General features: G+C 63.7%; 17 protein-coding genes. 8 read left to right on the top strand and 9 right to left on the bottom strand.

All coding sequences use genetic code 11. The features are described from left to right. The first annotated feature begins 59 nt into the window (after window positions 1–59). Window positions 60–1,244 carry a sugar-transfer associated ATP-grasp domain-containing protein gene (locus P0Y59_06555; protein ID WEK01338.1) on the top strand — a complete coding sequence of 395 codons (1,185 nt, stop codon included), beginning with the start codon at window positions 60–62 and terminating at the stop codon, window positions 1,242–1,244. Window positions 1,245–1,275: 31 nt separating this feature from the next. Here the strand turns inward: P0Y59_06555 and P0Y59_06560 are convergent, their stop codons facing one another. Genes P0Y59_06560 through P0Y59_06575 form a run of 4 tightly spaced genes read right to left on the bottom strand, consistent with a single transcriptional unit; the run spans window position 1,276 to window position 3,629 of the window. Next, on the bottom strand, window positions 1,276–1,566 hold the full coding sequence (locus P0Y59_06560) for a PqqD family peptide modification chaperone (GenBank protein ID WEK01339.1): 291 nt from the start codon (window positions 1,564–1,566) through the stop codon (window positions 1,276–1,278). Window positions 1,567–1,606: 40 nt separating this feature from the next. Continuing rightward, on the bottom strand, window positions 1,607–2,494 hold the full coding sequence (locus tag P0Y59_06565) for a sulfotransferase domain-containing protein (GenBank protein WEK01340.1): 888 nt from the start codon (window positions 2,492–2,494) through the stop codon (window positions 1,607–1,609). Next, window positions 2,494–3,429, bottom strand: a complete 936-nt coding sequence (locus tag P0Y59_06570) for a hypothetical protein (GenBank protein WEK01341.1) — start codon at window positions 3,427–3,429, stop codon at window positions 2,494–2,496. Before P0Y59_06570 ends, P0Y59_06565 begins: the two co-directional genes overlap by 1 nt. Before the next feature lie 41 nt (window positions 3,430–3,470). Continuing rightward, on the bottom strand, window positions 3,471–3,629 hold the full coding sequence (locus P0Y59_06575; protein ID WEK01342.1) for a hypothetical protein: 159 nt from the start codon (window positions 3,627–3,629) through the stop codon (window positions 3,471–3,473). Window positions 3,630–4,026: 397 nt separating this feature from the next. Between P0Y59_06575 and P0Y59_06580 the strand changes: the two genes are divergently transcribed. Beyond that, window positions 4,027–5,907, top strand: a complete 1,881-nt coding sequence (locus P0Y59_06580; GenBank protein ID WEK01343.1) for an asparagine synthase-related protein — start codon at window positions 4,027–4,029, stop codon at window positions 5,905–5,907. Window positions 5,908–5,915: 8 nt separating this feature from the next. Here the strand turns inward: P0Y59_06580 and P0Y59_06585 are convergent, their stop codons facing one another. The 3 genes from P0Y59_06585 to P0Y59_06595 form a co-directional block, all read right to left on the bottom strand. Then, window positions 5,916–6,974 (bottom strand): 50S ribosomal protein L11 methyltransferase, encoded by a 1,059-nt coding sequence (locus tag P0Y59_06585; GenBank protein WEK01344.1) that lies wholly within the window; start codon window positions 6,972–6,974, stop codon window positions 5,916–5,918. A gap of 464 nt (window positions 6,975–7,438) precedes the next feature. Next, complete coding sequence (locus tag P0Y59_06590) at window positions 7,439–7,741, bottom strand: hypothetical protein (protein ID WEK01345.1); 303 nt, start codon at window positions 7,739–7,741, stop codon at window positions 7,439–7,441. Continuing rightward, window positions 7,738–8,220, bottom strand: a complete 483-nt coding sequence (locus tag P0Y59_06595; protein ID WEK01346.1) for a hypothetical protein — start codon at window positions 8,218–8,220, stop codon at window positions 7,738–7,740. Before P0Y59_06595 ends, P0Y59_06590 begins: the two co-directional genes overlap by 4 nt. 129 nt (window positions 8,221–8,349) lie before the next feature. On the opposite strand from P0Y59_06595, the gene P0Y59_06600 reads away from it, so the two are divergent. After that, window positions 8,350–9,009, top strand: coding sequence for a TetR/AcrR family transcriptional regulator (locus P0Y59_06600; GenBank protein ID WEK01347.1), 660 nt, complete (start codon window positions 8,350–8,352; stop codon window positions 9,007–9,009). A gap of 60 nt (window positions 9,010–9,069) precedes the next feature. Here P0Y59_06600 and P0Y59_06605 read toward each other — a convergent pair whose 3' ends face one another. Further along, window positions 9,070–10,185: an MBL fold metallo-hydrolase gene (locus P0Y59_06605; protein WEK01348.1), complete on the bottom strand. Its 1,116-nt coding sequence runs from the start codon at window positions 10,183–10,185 to the stop codon at window positions 9,070–9,072. A 306-nt stretch (window positions 10,186–10,491) separates the two neighbouring features. On the opposite strand from P0Y59_06605, the gene P0Y59_06610 reads away from it, so the two are divergent. Next, entirely contained in the window at window positions 10,492–10,836 is a 345-nt protein-coding gene (locus P0Y59_06610; protein WEK01349.1) for a hypothetical protein, read from the top strand. 57 nt (window positions 10,837–10,893) lie between these two features. Here P0Y59_06610 and P0Y59_06615 read toward each other — a convergent pair whose 3' ends face one another. Then, complete coding sequence (locus P0Y59_06615) at window positions 10,894–12,573, bottom strand: PQQ-binding-like beta-propeller repeat protein (protein ID WEK01350.1); 1,680 nt, start codon at window positions 12,571–12,573, stop codon at window positions 10,894–10,896. A 465-nt stretch (window positions 12,574–13,038) separates the two neighbouring features. Between P0Y59_06615 and P0Y59_06620 the strand changes: the two genes are divergently transcribed. From P0Y59_06620 to P0Y59_06635, 4 genes are all read left to right on the top strand, one after another. Further along, window positions 13,039–15,990 (top strand): TonB-dependent receptor, encoded by a 2,952-nt coding sequence (locus P0Y59_06620; protein WEK02516.1) that lies wholly within the window; start codon window positions 13,039–13,041, stop codon window positions 15,988–15,990. A gap of 152 nt (window positions 15,991–16,142) precedes the next feature. After that, on the top strand, window positions 16,143–18,056 hold the full coding sequence (locus P0Y59_06625; protein WEK01351.1) for a pyrroloquinoline quinone-dependent dehydrogenase: 1,914 nt from the start codon (window positions 16,143–16,145) through the stop codon (window positions 18,054–18,056). Window positions 18,057–18,216: 160 nt separating this feature from the next. Further along, window positions 18,217–18,675: a hypothetical protein gene (locus tag P0Y59_06630; GenBank protein ID WEK01352.1), complete on the top strand. Its 459-nt coding sequence runs from the start codon at window positions 18,217–18,219 to the stop codon at window positions 18,673–18,675. A gap of 181 nt (window positions 18,676–18,856) precedes the next feature. Then, window positions 18,857–19,264: a hypothetical protein gene (locus P0Y59_06635; GenBank protein ID WEK01353.1), complete on the top strand. Its 408-nt coding sequence runs from the start codon at window positions 18,857–18,859 to the stop codon at window positions 19,262–19,264. Window positions 19,265–19,310: the final 46 nt, after the last annotated feature.

The following is a 19,310-nucleotide window of genomic DNA, read 5'->3' on the forward strand; positions in this document are numbered from 1 at the left end:
GAGGAAAAGACGAAGAATCTCTCACGGGCTTTCGTACCGCATAGCCGTCTGTCGCGACGGTGAGACCATTCCGTCGCGTCGCCACCGCACTGAGCGCCTTTAGCCAATATGGCTTCCCGTTTCTGCCGGGCCCCGCCCCTACGCCTACGGCACGGCTCAGACGGCTCACCGGACCGAGCTACCTGCCGAAACGGCGCCGGTTCCTTCGTCCGCTGGTGTTCGTCACGATGATCCTGGCGTGGCCCGTGGGCGCGCTGGCGACGGCAATCAGGGTCCAGCGGCGGGACACGCCACCCGGACAGCTGCGTCGCATCGTCGACGCATGGTGGCTGGCGGTGACGCGCAACGTACCGCCGTTCGAATATCGCGCCTACTGTCTCGACCAGCCGGGGTCACGCGCTGACCTGCTCCAGTTCGTCTTCTGGACTGACCTACGCGCATTCGCCGAGCTGAACGCGCGGCGCGGGGCGGTGGAACAGGCAGTCAAGGACAAGGCTCGTTTCGCCAGCATCTGCGAGACCCACGGACTGGCCTCCGTGCCCACGCTGGCGGTATTCCGGGACGGCATCCAGGTGACACCAACGGCACCGTTCGTTCCCGAAGCACCGGAACTGTGGGTGAAGAGCCTCGCTGGTCATGGCGGCCAAGGCGCCGCGCTGTGGCGGCGTGCCGATGGCTCCTATCGCAACGGGGAGGACGCGGCCATTGCCGCCGACAAATTCGCCCAACATGTCAGCGGAGCCGACTGCATCGTCCAGCCAAGGGTCCTGAACCATCCAGCGATCGCCGATATGACCAATGGCGCCCTTGCCAGTCTGCGGATCATCACTGGCGTGGATCGCGAGCGTCGTGCGACCGTTGTAGGTGCGATGCTCTATCTGCCCAGCGGCGATCGGATCACCTCGGTCGCTGGCATCGGCTGCGCCATCGAAATGGACCAAGGTGCGCTGACGAGGGCGCTCGACTTTCGCAACGGTGCCCCGGACATCACGCGACACCCCGATACGAACGCGCAGATCACGGGAAGGACGCTACCCTTCTGGCCCGAAAGCCTGGCGCTCGCCATCCGGGCGCACGAAACCGGGTTCGGCCGGTTCGCCTTTCTCGGCTGGGATATCACCCTTACCGCGGAGGGGCCCCTGCTACTCGAAGCCAATTCCGGCTGGCTTGCCCTGCATCTTCAGCTACTGAACGGCCCCCTCGGCCGGACCGAATTCTCGCGCATCCTAAACGAGCATCTGTGAACAGGTCGCCCCGCGGCTTTGAGGGCCCGCTTCAGGCAATGCCGACAAGATTCTCCCCGACAAGGTGTTCGATTACCGACCGGACCTCGGCACGACAGGTCTCCGGGTCGACATCATATTCCCCGGTCAGGCACTCGATGAGGTCGGCCAGGGTCCGGGGTGTTTCGAGAAGCTCCCAGATTCGCCGCGTAACCGGCGACAACTCGAAATAGCTTCCCTGTTCCACGCTGAGCATCAGCAGCTTTTCACCCAGCGGGGCGCCAAGCGTGCCCGGACCGCGCCGCAGAACCATGGCGTCGTCGATCGGAACTGACGAAATCATCACATGCTTTCCCGAAATATGAAAATTGAAGCCGGCATCCCTATGGCACCGTCATGGCCGCTGCCGCGCGATCGCGCGGATAGCCCAACCTGTCCATCATGGGACCATGCGCGCGCTCGAGCGAGGCCACAAGGTCGCGATCGAGCAGCGCCCGGCCTTCCCCGGGCTCTGCCCGGCGAAAGAAGGGGATATCGGGTTTGAAGCGTTCCGAAAATCCATGTTCCAGCTCTTCCCGCTGGAGCCGCGCAAAATCCGTAAAGGCAATGGTGCGATCGACATCATCGGGCGCGACCCGAATTTTCAGGAACTCAAGCGCGCGCGTCAGCCATTCTGCCGGTGACACCAGCAAATCCTCATAGCGGATGAGCAGGGTGGGCACAGCATCCTGGTCGAGCCAGCTTGCAACATGCGAGCTCCAGTCCTGAGTCTTCTGGAAGATCTGCTTCGAGAAATGTTTCGGGATGCCCTGAAGGTCACCCTCCGGATCGTTCATGAAGGATACCGTCCTATCCAAGGACCAGTTCCAGAAGGTGGCGAGGGACAAGGCAATGTCGCGGGGATCCCGCACTAGGTAGAGCGCCACCTGGCCTGGGCTGGCTCCGTGAATCGGAATGCCCTCGCGATTGAAGCGATAGGCATCGTGGCTCTTGAAAAAACATCGGTCAGCCTCGGCGCGGGCTTCCGCGTCGCACAGCCAGGGCCGCAGCAGGTCCTGCTCCTCCGCGGTCAGCAGCGAGGTTTCGATAAACGATGCCTCGTCGACGACGCTGCGCGGCAAGGGCCCCGTGCCCACGGTGATCTGCTGATCCGGAGTCCACCGCGCCGCTTCGGGTTTCAGGAGATGCATCATCATGAGACGCATCCAGGTGTTGCCCGACTTCATGTAGGACGCGATCCACACGGGACCATCTGGCCCGCCGGAGGACATCACACCAGCGATTCCCAATGCGCCTTCAGGCAGGCGACGCTGCGCGGATTATCAGCAACGGCCACTGAACGCCGAAAGACATAGACGGGCACGCGATCGACAAGCCGCGCCATCAGCGCGAAGCGTTGAGAGACATCGTTGATTTGGTTTGCGAGAAGACGGCGATAACGCTGGTGATCAAGCACAACTGCGGCCTTCCCGGCGGGCAGCAGTTCGACGGTCGGATCGGCACCATCCGGCAGGGCTTCGAGAATATAGATAGCGCGGAGCGGCAGCACGGTTTCAGCACGCTGCGCCGGAAGCTCGACATGGAATTTGTGGATCTCGCTGCGCACTGCCTTGCGGCGGTGGTCGGCCACCTCCATCCAATCGATCACATCTTCCCACAAGCGGAACCTGCGCCCATCCGCGTGAAGAACGGGGATGTCACCGCCAAGATCCAGAGCGGAAACGTCGTCGCTCACGATTTCGCAGCCGCCGTGCAGACAGAGGAGCGCCGCGAGCGTGGACTTGCCTGCACCCGAGGCGCCGCTGAACGCGAACACATTGCCGTTAAACGCCACTGCCGACGCGTGCAGGACCAGCCCGCCCCGCTGATAGAGCGCGATCGCGATCGCCGTTCCGATGATGAAGATCGCCGCATCATCCAGTGCGACGCCAATCAGAGGCTCGACGAGGATATCGGTGCCGGACGTCACCAGGAAACGGACGACTCCGGGCACTTCGACCAGGAACGAGGGAGGGGCGAACTGCCAGTTCGGCCCGATCAGGGCCGCGCCGTCCAGAACAGCAGGAACGCTGCCAAGCCGGATATATATATCGGCGTGCTCGCTGCCGCAGTCCTCAATACTGCCGTACAACGGGATATCCGACTGCACGCGCAAACCGGATATCCGATAATATCGGGATTCACCGACTGCTACCGGCGCGGGCATGCGCATCCAGCCGGCGACCGAATGTCAGATCGAGCGAAGCGTCAGGACGCCGGGCCGGTCGTGGACGTGAATTCGGTCACCGTCCTGTATTTGCCCTGGGTCTCGCGATTCAGGTCATAGCGCTCGAAGGTGGGCGTTTCCCAAGCCTTGCGATCGCTGGAAAGTGCGTTCCGCTTGGCCGGCTGGGTCTCGTGATCCATCCCAATATTCCCTCAGTTACCTCGAAGCTGCGACAGATGCCATCGACGGTGACGGGCCCCGCGTCAAGACGATATGGTGCAGTTGCGAACAAAGCTGCCATGCTACAGGGCTAAATTATAACAACATGTTGCTCGATTGTGACTCGTGCACAATCGGAGCGCGCTAGGCCAAACTGGATTGCCCGGCGTTTCCCGGCCGCTGTGTTTTGCGGGCATCTTGCTGTTCCAGCCAGCTGGAAAACGCTCTACGGCAAACCATGCCCGCTTTCGAGATCCTTATCCTTCGCCGTAGCGCCGGTTCGCATTTCCCCGGCGGGCTTGCGGACCTACACCGCGCACTACACCTGGAATTTCCGACGGAATCAGGGCTTCGCATCGCACCGTGGCCGGGAACGCAATGCGCCTGATCTGCGGCATATGGCATCTCGACGGCAAGCGAGCCGACCCCGCCATGCTCGACGCGATGGCGGCGGGAATGATCGCCGCGGAGCTCGCCCCCGAGATACGGCGCTCCGTCGAAGGCAATGTCGGCTTTGTCGTGGTCGATTTTGCCGCGCCCGCTTCCGGCACCTCTGCGCCCGTATCGAAAAGTGGCACCATGCTGGCGGCCGATCGCCGGCTCGACGCCCCCAGGCAGCTTGCGGCATTGCTGGATTGTCCGGGCGCGGACCAGGATATCCTCATTGAGAGGGCGATCGAGCGCTGGGGAAGCGACGCACCGGGCCATCTGTCCGGGGACTTTTCCTTCGCCCATTGGAACGCCGAGGCGGGCCGTCTGCTGTGCGCGCGCGACATATTCGGGGTGAGACCCTTTTACTATGCGTGGCATCCGGGAAAGTGCGTTGCCTTCGCATCCTTTCCGTCCGGTCTCCATGGCGGCGGGCTGGTGCGGCGAACATTCAACCGCATGGCGCTGGCCCGTCACCTCGTCCAGCAGCAAAGACCCGATGAAGCGTTGTTCACTGGCATGGCGCGGCTTCCCGCCGCCCATCTTCTCGAGGTTTCGGCGAACGGCCTGGCAGTGCGACGCTACTGGGCGCCGGATGCGCGCATTGCGGGTCGCCGGCATGTGATGCCCGACGAGGCCGCCATCGGCCTGCGCGCCCGGCTCGATGCCGCTGTCCGCAGCCGCCTGCCCCAATCGGGCGACGTTGCGGCGCATTTGAGCGGCGGGCTCGATTCGTCCGCCATTGCCACCCTGGCCGCACGCCAGCTTCACGAAAGCGGCCGACGCCTGCATGCTTGGTCATTCCTCGACGTCCAGCGCAATGACGTCGTGCTGGACGATGAAACCGCGTTCGTTCAGGCCGTGCTGGAACAGGAACCTGCAATCGCCTGGACCGCGGTGCGTCCACCGCGCGATGATATCGACCCCGGGCCGTTCCATTCCGACCTTCCGCTACCGGTCGGGCCGGAGGACCCCGATTGCGCGGTCTGCGCCGGCGCGGCTGCGGCTGGAGCGCATATCGTCCTGTCTGGCTGGGGCGGAGACGAAGCCGCCACCTTCAACGGACGCGGTGCGCTAGCCGAGCTTTTCCTCAAGGGGCGATGGCGTACGCTGGCCCGCGAATGCTCAGCGCTCAGGCGCGAACGCGGCGTGACGATCGCCGACATCCTGCGCGGAGAAGTGATCGGCTATCTGCTGCCCACCTTCTGGCACGCGAGGCGATCCCGCAAACGCGGCGACGGGCTCAGGCATCGCCTCCTGCAGTGTTTACCGAACGACATTGCGACGACACTTGGGAAAGATCGGGATGGAGCGCTGTCCATGGGGCCGGACGCCGGGGCAAACCGTGCTCGGCTGATCGGTTCGTCCCACATCGCTCAGCGATGCGAGAATTGGGCGGCGCTGGGTGCTCAGCATGGCGTCGCCTTCGCCTTCCCAATGCTCGACCGCCGGGTCGTGGAGTATGCCCTGTCGTTGCCCAGCGACCTGTTCCTCCGTGACGGATGGAAAAGGCGGGTGTTCCGGGATGCGATGCAAGGCGTGCTGCCAGATATGATCCGCAAGCGCCACGCCAAGGCCACCCCCTTCCCGGCCCTTCCATTGATCATGGCCGAGCAGAAGGAAAAGCTGGCGGCGCGGATCGAGGACGTGGCGGTGAACGACACCGTACGATCCCTTCTGGATATCAACACGCTCCGCGCGCAAGTCGCCGCCCTGCCCGATCCGGCGAAGATCAAGGCCAGGCTCAGCGGCAATCCGGCTCCCTCGGCTGATGCTGCCGCGCTACGCCAGGTCCTGCGCCTCGCCGCCTATATAGCCCAGGACCGTTGATCGCGGATTCAGAACTCGGTCCATTCTCCCGGCTCAGCCCAGATGCTGAACGTTTCCCGATCATGGGCTCCGACCACGGCGACCGCCTGGCCGGCCACCACATCCATCGTATCGCGAAACGGATAGAATAAGGTCGCCCAGCAGGACGAAGTGCCAGGCCCCGGCCGATTTTCGTAAACGATCTCGTCGTCCATCTTCAGGCGGATCCATTGCAGCACGCCGTTGATGGGGCGGCCATCGGCAACCACCGTGGCGCGCTGCTCCCGGGGACGGAACGGACCACCCGAACGGAAGTCGAATTGCATCAGATCAGCGCTCGAACTCCGAACGTCGAGGCTCGGATCGCCGACAGCATGCGGCCACACCGGGGATTCCAACAGGTTGAACCCGGAAAGGTCGAATCCGTCGATAATGCCCATGCGCCGCTTTTCCAGAGCGCTGCTCCAGGCGAGCGCCACCCGGACAGTCCCCGCCTCCGGGATCATCCGTCCATCGGGCTTCAGCCAGCGGGCCGATTCTTCCATGACAGCGAGGCACCCTTCGCCGATCAGGTTGTTGCTGACGATCTCGGATACCAGCACATCCACTAGGCCGCCCAGATCCTGCTCCACGTCGAGCTTGGACGAATGCCTGGCGATCAGCCGGACACGGCCTGCAAACCCGTTGGCATCGAGAATCCGCGTCGCGGCCCCGGAGACCGCCGCATTCTGCTCACAGGTAACGACGTCCTGCGCTCCGGCACGCGCTGCCATCATCGCGAGCAAGCCGGTACCCGTGCCAATATCAAGAACGCGGGATTGGGGAGTCACCGCACGGCGCAGGGCCTGGTCATAAGCCCGGTTACGGGCATGATCGCGCACGATCACGAAATGCCAGTCGGGCACCATTTCCTTGAGCAGCGTTTCTGCCGCGCGGGCAACAGAGGGTGCCGGCGCCATCGCAAGCACCTCGTGGACAAGTGCTGCCGCGCGATCGGGCCGGGTCCCGGTCATGGCCTTCGCGATGTTGACCAGGGCTTGCGGATCACCTGCTCCCTGTTGGGCAAGTATCTCAAGCGCGTCATGCATATCGGCTCTCACCATGCGCGGATCTCCAGGCGCTCCTCTGGACGACGGTGCGCACCCTCAGCCCGTTAAGACGTTCGGCGATCCGATGCGAATGGTGTTTTGCGACAAAAACATCCGATACGCGCGCTTGTGCGGCAAGAATCGAGCGGGTGACATAGCGCTCTTCTCAGCCTTGTCCAATCCGTCGCAATATCGGTTACATTCTGATGACATTGCGATGACTCGCGGCTAGTCTGCCCTGTGCTTTCAGACCCATCCCTGGTTGCGGCCCGCCGGCCCGAGCATGAGCTACGGGGTCAATGGGGCATCTACTCGGCCCGAAACGGTCGCTGGATAGATGTCGTCTTCGCCTCGGAACGTGAGGCAGTTGACTCGATCAGGGTACTCAATGGCGAACGGAACCGCCGCGGCTGAGTCTCGACTTGCCGCCAGAACCAGCCAATATTGGAATCTTGGGCAGGCAGCTAGAGGCGATGCAGGCGAAGCGGCTTGCTGTTCTCGCGCACGATAATCCTCTTCACTTCCAGATCCAGTTGCACGCCCTTGAGCCACCAGCCTGCCTTAGCCCCGCCCGGGAACAGCGAGTCAGGCAATAGCGGCAGCAGTCGCTCCTTCGCTTCCGCTACCGTCAGTCCAGGCGTGCCCGCCGGAAGAATCATCAGAAGGGCATCCCGCATCGCGTGATATTTGTCCGCGTCCACCCGCCCCGGCCGGTCAGGGCTGTTCGGGTTCTCCATGGCGACCTTGGCGGGTCTCACGGCGGTCATGAGCGCAAGCCCGCGACGCCAGGCGCGCGAAAACCCATCGCTATCCAGGCGCCGAGCAGCCTCCACATGAATTTCCCCGAATGCGTGGCGTAGTTGGGCATGTCATCCGGCAACACCACGCCGTCGCGCCGGTCCCGGGTCATCACGCGCATTTCGAGCGGCGGCGCGCTGGCCATCCGGTCGCGATACACGCTCAGCCAATGGCCCTTGCTGAATTCGAGGAACATCGCCGAATTGCAGCATGTCGCCACCACGCGCCGCGTGGGTGCGCCGGGCGTGAGGCGATGCTCTTCCAACTGATCGCCACCTTTGGTGCAGCGGATTCGATCCTTCCGCTGAAGCACGAAATCAGTGCCGCCGCCGGCACCAAGGACCGGCGGCGCGCCAGCAAGCTGCTCGATCAGCGCGCCGGCCTTCTGACAGCTCGCACAATAACAGGAGACGCTGATGATCGGCGTACCGGTCATTTCGAACGTCACAGCGCCGCATCGACACGAAGCGGTCAGGGATTCGGTCCGTTTCACGCTCATCGGATTCTCCGCTGGAGACCTTGCCTAGAACTGGACCGTCCAGTACTATGAGTCAATCGAGACCAGAGGCTGCAAACGATGGCTAACGCGACAGACCCGAGCGAGATCGAACCGGCCAGCCGGTCGGAACGCAAACGCGAGGCGATCCTCGATGCAGCCACGGACATCTTCCTGCACCATGGCTATCTGGGCAGCAGCATGGACGAGGTTGCAGCACGAGCGGCCGTTTCCAAACAGACCGTCTACAAACACTTCGCGAGCAAGGAGGCGCTGTTCGTCGCGATCGTCAGCAGCATGACAGGCGCAGCCGGTGACAAGGTCCAGCGCGAAATCGCCGATCTGGGCGAGCAGGACGACCCGGAAAGGCAGTTGCTAGCCTATGCCGAGCGGCAGCTCATGGTGGTGCTGACGCCGCGGCTGATGCAGTTGCGCCGCCTCGTCATCGGCGAGGCAGGCCGCTTCCCGGAACTGGGCCGCGCGCTCCAGGAAGGCGGCCCCGGGCGGGCCGTCGCCGGTCTCGCATCCGCCCTCGCGCGCTGGACCGATCGCGGCCTGCTTGCGATAGGCGACCCGCAGGCAGCAGCCTCGCATTTCAACTGGCTGATAATGGGCGAACCGGTCAACCGGGCCATGTTTCTCGGCGATGCTGCCATCCCCGGCCCGGCAGCGCTGCGCCGCCACGCCGCAGACGGGGTACGCGTGTTCCTTGCGGCCTATGGAATGGGCTATCGCTCTTGAGTTGGATCACCCGACCAAATCATTCGACTTCCGACACAACCCGCCGAGCAAAAACCTTGGCTAGCGCGTTGCGGGGTAATCTTCGCTGAACCCCGTTCTCGCATTCGTGACCTTCATCCGGCGATCCGGCCAGACCGAAACGTCGAGCGAAAAGCCGCCATCCTCCCTTCCTCCCGGATTGGCGATGAAATCGGCGGGCCTGTTTACCTCCGGGCTTCTGGTCGCATAGTGCAACTGCCATATCGCAGGATGCGATGGCGCTACGGCAACCGTCTGGAAAACCCGCGCGTCACCACCTTTGGTCGCGCCATTGGCCATCAATGCCACGCGCGGCTGCAGGGCCGCCAGCAACGGTGGCGTCGTGCTGAGCTGCGATCCGTGATGCGACACCACGAGCAGGTCGGCGCGCCCGAGCCGATTGACCGGGCAGACCAATCCGATCTCCACATCCGCGGTGAGATCGGCGAGGCTGACGATCCGGGCTTTGCCATAGCTCGCGATGACACCGATCGAGCGCGGATTCTCTTCGCCGCCATTGCCCATGTCGCGCAGTCTCGGTGCGTCGCAACCCGGCGTTGGCCCGCCCGCCCCTTCGAGTATTCGGGGCAACAGGTCGCGGTCCGCAGAGACGATGTCCAGCGTCAGCGGCCCGATGGTAATCCGGTCGCCCGCCTTGACGCTTCGATGTTTCCGACCGCCGAGCAATGCCTCGTAGCGCGCGTATAGCGACGCGATCGCATCGGGGCCCGCCACCGCACCAGCCGGCGGCATTTCCCGATTGGGGCCGTGGTCGATGATCTCGCCGACCGGCATCACTGCCAGCAGATCCTGGATGCCGCCTACGTGATCGAGATGGTAGTGAGTGATGATCAGGTAATCGATCCTGGTGACGCCCAGTGCCCTGGTCGCGGCAAGGATGCGGTTCGCGCTCGATTGCGCCAGCGGCGTGCTACGCGCCCCCGCCGGCCATCCGGCGTCCAGCAATACCGATTGCCCCTGCGGTGTGACGAGCAACGTTCCGCCGCCGCCCTCCATGTCGATCGATACCACGCGAAGCGGTTTCTCCGGTTGTGCGGCAGCCGGCGCGGTCGCCGGAATAGCGAGCAAGCCGGTCGAAAGCGCCGCAGCCAGCCCGAGCACGGAATTCCTGCCATATCGGGCAATTGTCGCTGGCATTCGCCATTCCTCTCAACTCTCCGGACCATGCACGGACCGGCGATCGCGTCATGTCGATCAGCCTAGCCTCGAGCCACGCGCATCACAATCATTGTATACAAAATAGGATGTCTCAAAACCCATTGTCGTCCGACCGGGCCGACCCTGGTAACCTTGATCAGCTTCGAGAAATTTCACCCCTCCTGACATCACCGCCAGACCAAAGTCGCCTTGCCGGTTCAGCGTTGCGAAATCTTGCATACATGATAGGAGGCCCGACGCGGCGACAGCCTCGGGAAGCCATTCCTCACTGGAGTTCATGTGACAATGCGGATGAAGCGTGGTTTCGCAGCAAGTGCTGCCGTCCTGACCCTCGGCCTGCTGATCGGCCATAGCCTCTCGGCACAGCCGCCGGTCGCGATGCCCGATTCCCGGGTACCGCCGCCTGGCCCGGCCCTCGATCTGATCGACAAGCAATGCAGCGCGTGCCACACCACCGCGACCGTCTTTGCGCAGCGCAAGTCCGCCGACGACTGGGCCTCGACGGTCCAGATGATGGTTGATCGCGGTGCCGAACTGAAGCCGGCAGAGACCGACACCGTCATCGACTATCTGACAAAGAATTTCGGTGACGCACCGGCCGCACCGACTCCGCCCACGACCACTCGCTGAATCGAAGAGGGCGGAACACCGGCCCGCCCTCTCCTTCCGCCCTGTCCACACTCAACGCTATTTACGGACGCCCAACGCATAGACCCGCGCGTCGTGCGACACGAGATAGACTTTCCCAAGCGCCACGACCGGCTGGCTGAAATGGGTCCAGTCCTTGATCATGTCCTTGCTCGAATAAAGCTGCTTTCCCGTCTCCGCATCGAACGCGTACAAAATCATGTTGCCGACCGGCGTGGAGCGAAAGCGTGCCGAGGCAGCGGTGGCGCTGTTCAGGCGCGATCCGTCCGGCAGGGTCGGATTCTGCATCGCCTGACCGCCGGTCTGGGTCGCATAGACCACCCCGTTCGCCACCACGGGCGGATCGGGCATGATCATGTTGCCGGAGATCCATTCAGGGCTCAGCGAGATCTTGTCGCCTTCCTTCATCACCTGGAACGCCATGATGCTGCCATTCGGCGACTCTCCGGCATCGCTTTTGAATGCCGGCGCGAACCTGGATCGCGGGCCCCACATGGGGAGGTAGAGATATCTCTTGCCCTCGGGGTTCTCATAGGTGGTGATCGCCCCCCATACGCCCTGGCTCGGATCGGTACCGGCCGCCGCGTCATTGCCGAGCTGCGGCGATTTGTAGAGCGGCATCTGGTGGTTCCTCGCCTGGCCGCCACCCATGTCGTTGGCGTCGAGCAGATAAAGGATACCCTCCTTCTGCGCGGTGGCGACCAGAGTCTTGCCGCCGAACGGGAAGACCACCGGGCTGGCCGAACCGGCAAGATCATGCGCGAAGATATATTTGAAATTCTCGGGGGTGAAGGAATCGGCCACGCGCGTCGCCTTCGGCGTCAGCTTCATGATCGTGTCGCCCCAGCTTCCCGCCGCGGGATCATAGACCCCATCGGAGGTCTCGAAGATCACCGTATTGCCTGGGCCGCGGGCAAGTCCGCCCCGCCCCCACGGGGCGGCGGGGCGTCCCCCGCTCGTATAGAAGCGGGTCAGTTGAGGGCTGGCCAGGTCGCGCACGTCGACCGCGGTGACGGCTGAGGGATCGGTCATCACTGAAGGCCCGGCAGGGGCGGTGCCGCGCCGCGCGATCGACGCCACCGCCGACGCCATGGCCGAGCGCGGATCCTGCACCTCGCCACAGGCCCGGCCGCTGGTGGTGTAGACGATGTCGTCGATCAGGTTGAGGCTCCAGGCGCGCGTGAACGGGGCCACCATCTCGATCGGGGCCATGCGCTCCGCTCCGTCCCCGAGGCCGAGCGCGCGCAGCTTTCCGTCGCTGGGAATGAAGAAGATCAGGCCCCTCGCCTTGTCGACCACCGGCGTCGCGTTCGCCGTGTTCGGGCACAGCCAGGTAGCGTTCTTCTTCGCTTTGATCGGATTGGGGAACGCCTTCTGCCAGGCAATTGCACCCGTATCGGCATCGAGCGCGAACAGAGTGTCGTCGGCCCCGAGCAGGTAGACCAGGTTCCTAGGACCCTGGGGCGTCGGGATGCCGGCGGCGATGATCGGAGAGGTCAGGGTGGACAGCACCACATCGGTGACCGGCGTCGACAGCTTCGTGCTCCACTGAAGCTTCAGCTTCGAGACGTTCTTCCTGTCGAGCGTGCGCTCGCCGCGGTTCCAGGCTGTCCGTTCCTGATCATAGCCCCAGGTGGTCCATTCGTTCGCGGCGGCGGGCGCTTGAGCGGAAGCGGCCTCCTGCGCCCGCCCGGCCCCCGCACCGGCGAGCGAAATCATCAGGGCCGGAACGAGCGTAAGAAATTTTCTGGACATCGCAGCCTCATTTTCTGCCGGTAGGGAAACATCCGAGGGCTAGCCCTCTCATGGCGACGCGAAAGCTCACCGGCAGCATCTTTATCCGGTATACATGTTTTGATGAGGCACACAATTTTGGTTGTCAATCCCGCTAGCGGGACTTCGGATCGTGGAATGAACGCCTCTCGAACCGGTTGCCTTCAAACCGGGCCCAGCCCGTCCTTTGCGATGACAACGAGGAACAAGGTCCTCTATAATATATTGATTCTGAATTAATATTACATCCAATAACGGTGACATATCCGCATCGGCCCATCGATCGGAAACAGCGCATGCCGACCGTGAGGGAAGCCCTGCGACACTGGTTGACGCCCCTTCGCGTAGATGTATACAAGAATCAAATAATAGAAACCGAATCAAAAACTAGAGGGGATGCACGTGTCAAAGATGTTGAAGAATCTCGCCCGCGGTGGATCGAACATCGCGCTGGGCACGGCCCTGTGCATCGTCGCGACGCCGGCATGGGCGCAGAGCGCTCCCGGCGCCGAAGCGACCCAGGTGACGCCGGAGACTTCACTCCCGACCGCCGACGACCAGAGCGTGGCGGAGCCGCAACAGGACATCGTCGTCACCGGCACCAGCATCCGCGGCGTCGCCCCGATCGGATCGAACCTGGTCGCGGTCGGCGCTGAAGCGCTGCACGATACCGGCGCGCAGACAGTCACCGGCGCGCTTGCCTCGGTCCCCTCGCTTTCCGGCATCACCGGCCAGGGCAATACCTCCGCCTTCTACCAGCCAAGCATCCACCAGCTCGGCGCCAGCGCCAGCAATTCAACGCTCGTGCTGATCGACGGCCATCGCGGCCCGACCGGCGGCACCAACCACACCTTCCTCGACCCGAACATCGTGCCCAACATCATGCTCGAGCGCGTCGAGGTCCTCGCCGAGGGCGCATCCTCGATCTACGGGTCGGACGCGGTCGCCGGCGTCATCAACTTCATCACCCGCAAGCGCTATGACGGCATCCAGGCCGAAGGCTCGGTCACGCTGCGGAACGGCACCACCGGCTACAGCGCCGGCCTGCTCGCCGGCCAGACCTGGGATCGCGGCTGGGCAGTGATCGGCGCGCAATACAGTTATCAGGACAATCTGCGGAACCGCGACCGCGCCTTCACCAACCCGAACCAGCTCGCCAACGGCGGCACCAATTTCCTGACGCGCAACTGCTCTCCCGCCGGCGTCCAACCGGGCGGCTCGGGCGGCATCTATTACGGCCCGTATACGAACGCGTCGCTGCCCAATAACACCGCCAACTATCAGTGCACGAATTGGGGCGTGACCGACCTGATCGGGTCGGAAGAACGCCAGAGTATCATGGGCAAGATCAGCTTCGACGTCACGGACAAGCTGACGATCGGTCTCGACCTGCTCTATGCGCGCCGCCGCAACGACACGCTGCAAAGTGCCGGCACCTTGCAGACGACGGTCTTCCGCACCGGGGCGCGGGCCAATCCCTTTTACGTGAACCCAACCGTCGTCTCGCCGTTCCTCGCCGACGGCGTCACCCCGAACCCGGCCTATGACAGCCAGACCGTTACCTGGGATGCGACTGATCTGGTCGGGCCGGCGCATGGCCGCTCGGACTCGGATTCGATGTATGCCAGTTTCACCGCGACCTATGAACTGACCAGCGACTGGCATGTCGACTTCCTCGCCAGCGCAGGCCGCGACGAAAGCACGACCTATACCACCGGGGTGATCAACAGCAGCGTCGCCAACCTGGCGCTGAACGGCACGACCAACAGCGCCGGCAACCTCACCCAGCCGTCGATCCCCGGCACCAGTACGATCGTAACGCAGCTGCCGCTTACGGCAGCCAACGCGCTCGACGTATGGAACCCGGCCGGTGCGACCAATCGCACCAGCGCGGCGATCATCGCCCGGCTGCTCGACAATACGAACCGCCTTCGGGCCACCAGCGGCTACCAGCAATTCCGCGCAAGCGCGAGCGGCTCGCTGTTCGATCTGCCGGCCGGCCCGGCCAAGGTCGCGTTCGGCGTCGAACTGCTCAAGACCCAGCTCAGCCAGCTGGTGACCCGCGCGAACAACAGCGGCCCTGCCTCGACCGGCTCGCAGCAGCTGTTCTTCCCGTTCGATCGCACCGTCTGGTCGGGCTTCGTCGAGTTGAACGTGCCGATCGTCTCGCCGGACATGGATACCTTCATCCGCCGCTTCGACATCTCGCTCGCCGGCCGCTACGATCATTATGACGATTTCGGCAGTACCACGAACCCGAAGATCGGTTTCAACCTCGAACCGATTCAGGGCCTTCGCCTGCGCGGCAACTGGTCGACCTCGTTCGTCGCCCCGCCGCTGACGATCATCGGTGACCGCTTCGGCGCGTTCGGCACAGCCGGTTGGAATACCCAGACCAACAACATCTCCGTACCGGTCGCCGCCTATCCTGATGTCCTCAAGATCCCGTCTTTGGCCACCATCTGCTCGGCGAGCCAGCCGCTCTGCAACATCGGCACGCTCCAGGGCATCCAGAACACTACCGGCGATCCCAATGCGAAGGCGCAGGAAGGCAGCGGCTGGTCGCTCGGCTTCGATGTCGAGCCGTCGCTCATCCCCAGCCTGCGCGCCGGCTTCACTTACTGGAATACCAAATTCACCGGCGGCGTGACCGGTCCGCAGCTCGCCAACGTGATCAACACCGCCTCGGCGCAGTATCTGCTGACCTTCTACCCGAACTGCGCCACCGCGGCGGAGATCGCGGCGGTGACCCAGGGTATTCCGCAGACCAACGCGACCGCCGCGTGCACCAACTACATCTTCCACACGCTCAACACGAACTGGCTCAACCTCGATATCTCGGGCATCGATTACCAGATCGACTATGATTACCGCACCGACAATGCCGGCACCTTTAGCGCAGGTCTCTCGGGCACGGAATTCACCAAATTCGATCAGTCGTTCGGCTCGGGCCCGAAGTACAGCGTGCTGAACACGGCGGGCAACAATGGCACCTTCCCCTCACTGAAGCGCAAGGCGCGTGCCTATCTCGGCTGGGCCGACGGCCCCTTCTCCGCCCGGCTGTTCGCCAATTATACGGGCGGCTTCCGCAACTGGTCATCCAACACGGTCACCCCGCTGACCCGAGACGCCAATGGCAACCCGAACGGTGGTGGCGACAAGGTGAAGGCGCAGACCAGTTTCGATCTCAACATGGCCTATGAATTCAAGGGCAGCTTCCTGAACGGCACCCGCATCTCACTGTCCGGCCTGAATATCTTCGACCAGGATCCGCCCTTCTACAACACGGGCGCCGGTTACTACAGCCTGATCCACAATCCGTTCGGCCGCACTGTTACCCTCGCGCTGAACGTGAAGTTCTGACCCTCCCTCGCCCGCCTCTCGACCGGAGAGGCGGACCTTTTTAGCGTTTCGCCAGGCTCTCACTGATTCAGTGCCGTTCGGGAAGTCGTCAGCATGGGAACACGCCCGCGCTACCCACGGCCTCCGCCCATGTGGCATTACAAGGTGGATATATGCTGCGGAATATAGGGTTCGTCAGCCTCGCCCTGCTCCCGGCCTCCGCGCTCGCGCAGGATCGTACGGACTGGCCGACCTATGGCCATGACAAGGGCGCGATGCGCCACTCGCCGCTCGACCAGATCACGCCCGCCAATGTGAACGACCTGCGGATCGCCTGGGTCTACCGGATGAAACCCGCCAATACCGAGGCTGCCACTGACGCGGGCGAGACCGCCCGCCGCGCAGCCGAAGGGGCGGGCGCGCAGCGCGCCTCGCAGTTCGCCGGTTCGGAGATGACGCCGTTGGTCGTGGGCAACCGCATGTATATTTCCACGCCCTATTCTCGCGTAGCCGCGCTCGATGCGACCACCGGCAAGGAAATCTGGGTCCGCGAGATTCCCGGCCCCGGCCAGCCATCTTTGCGCGGCGTCGAATATTGGCCCGGCGATGGCATGGCCGGGCCTCGCCTCTTCTTCGGGACGCGCGATGGCCGGCTGATCGGCCTCGATGCGGCAACCGGCGCCTATGCCCCAGGCTTCGGCGAGAACGGCGTCGTCAACCTGAAGACCGACGAGATCATGAACGGGTCCCCGGCCGCGCCCTATGGCATGACGACCCCGCCGATCGTCTATCGCAACCTGATCATCACCGGCTCCTCGGTGCAGGAAAATCCGGCGCTCGGCGCGCGCGGCGACGTCCGCGCCTGGGATGCCCGCACCGGCAAGCTCGTCTGGACCTTTCACACCGTGCCTCGCAAGGGTGAGTCCGGCTATGATACATGGGCACCCGGCAGCACGGAAAAGCGATCTGGCGTCAATGTCTGGGGCTTCATGAGCCTCGATGCGAAGCGCGGCATCGTCTATCTGCCGATCGGCGCGCCGGCGCATGATCGCTATGGCGGCGACCGGCATGGCGACAACCTGTTCAGCAGCGCGCTGGTCGCGGCCGATGCCGCCACCGGCAAGTATCTCTGGCACTTCCAGGTCGTGCATCACGACATCTGGGACATCGACCTTGAATCGGCGCCATTGCTGTTCGATGCCAAGGTCAGCGGCAAGACAGTCCCTGCCGTCGCGGTCGTCGCCAAGAATGCGCTGCTGTTCATGCTCGACCGGGTCACCGGCAAGCCGATCCATCCGGTCGAGGAGCGCCCGATCCCCGCCAGCACCGTGCCGGGCGAGCTTGCTGCGCCAACCCAGCCCTTCCCGATCACCCCGCCCCTCGCCCGCACCACCTTCTCGATCGAGAAGGACATCGCCGATGTCACGCCCGAGCTGAAAAGCTGGTGCGAGAACTGGATCAGGAACAACAACATGGCGGAGGGAGTCCAGTACCAGCCGATGCTGCCGGGCCGCCCGCTGATCGTCTTCCCGGGCACCGAGGGCGGTTCCAACTGGGGCGGCGCGACCTTCGATCCGAAGACCGGCTGGCTCTTCGTCAACACCAGCAATTTCGGCCAGGTCACGACCCTGGTGAAGACCGACGGACCAGTCGCCTGGATGCCGGGCGGCATCGGCGGACGATTCCAGCAACCCGGCACCGGCCTGATGTGCCAGCGCCCGCCCTGGGGCCAGCTCAGCGCAGTCGATACCGCGACCGGCAGGATCGTCTGGCAAAGCACGCTCGGCGTGACCGACAGCCTGCCCGAGGGCCTGCGCAACACGGGCCGCCACGGCACCGGCGGGGCGATCACCACCGCGGGCGGCCTGATCTTCATCGGCTCGACCGACGACTCGCGCTTCCGCGCCTTCGAGACGAAGACGGGGAAGGAAATATGGGCCCACAGGCTCGAAGCCTCGGCCCATGCCACGCCGATTTCCTATCGTGGCGCCGACGGACGCCAATATGTCGCCGTGGTCTCGACCGGCGGCAGCTACCACAACAGCCCCCGGACAAGTGACGCACTGACCGCGTTCGCGCTGCCCTGAGACCTGCCCGACGCGTGGGTCTCCAGCGACAACGCGGCAGCTTCTTTCACCAAGCCGGTTCGCTTCCTCCCAGACGTGCGAGCGTGACGACCATCACGCGCATGCCATGCCTTTTCGCGCCATCCTGCCCATCATCGAACATGAGAGGTGGAGGTGTGACATGACATTGCGCGGCACGCTCAGGATCAACAATGCGCCAGGTCTCGCGGACGCTGGTAACGGCGGCACGACCCAACGGGATTCCTATCTGGGCCAATTGACCAAGCTCTTCCCGGTTGAGGTGGTTTCCATCTATCCTGCCGGCATCATCCTCCTGAAAGCCGTGGAGGTGAAGACATGGTGGTTCGCATGGCTCTGCGTGGTCGGCATCATCCTGTTCCGCAGCATCGCGACCACATCGAAGGATGGCGGCAGCGCGCAATATGTCGCGGTCGGCGTCGCGCTCATATCCTTCCTGCTCTGGGTCGTGGTCCTGGGCGGGTGGTTCCTGCCGAACGCCGCCCCTCCATCGGAAAAGACAATCGCGATCGCGACGGCGATCAGCCTTGTCTGGACCTGGCTGGCACCGCTTGTCGTCGCCCGGTTCGAACCGACGGCAACATCAGGAGCAGCCCGATGATCGTCCGTATTCACCGCTTTGGGCCGGAGGCGTGATCCGACAGACGGAGGCGTTAAGATGCATCCGAAAACCGTTGAATTCCTTGCCTACTGTCTTGCCCCTGTAACAGGACGCGCGTATCAGTTGAGAATAAGTCGCAAAAAGCGACAGCGCAATAAAGGGGTCTCAGGAAGGATGTACCATGAGCTTCGCCCCAGCCGCGCCCGCTACCCCCGCCCAATCCGTTACCTCGGCGATTCTTGAAGCGGTCCGAAGCTGGCGCATCGCGCGCGACACGGGCAATTCGATTCAGCCCGCGCTCTACGCTCCCCTGGAAACGCGCGGCTATGGCCTGCTGGCTCCGGTCCTCGATGGCCTGCTGACCCTGTTCGAGGCAGCCTCGCGCCGGCGCTTCGATGCGGGCGCCCCATCGGACAGCGCCATCACCGGTGACGAACACCGCCTGCTCGACCTGCTGGAAGGCGATGACATCGTACCGCCTGCCGACCAGTTCAGGCCGGACCTCGTATCGGCAATGCGAGTCGCGGTGCGGTCGGCCCGCGTCATGCTCCAATCGATGATCCGACCGGAGATCGCGGCAACGGCGTGATCCTCCCGTCGTTCGCGCGTGCATCCCCGCGCTATTTCCTATAGGA

The organism is Candidatus Sphingomonas phytovorans (assembly GCA_029202385.1).
Lineage (GTDB): Bacteria > Pseudomonadota > Alphaproteobacteria > Sphingomonadales > Sphingomonadaceae > Sphingomonas > Sphingomonas phytovorans.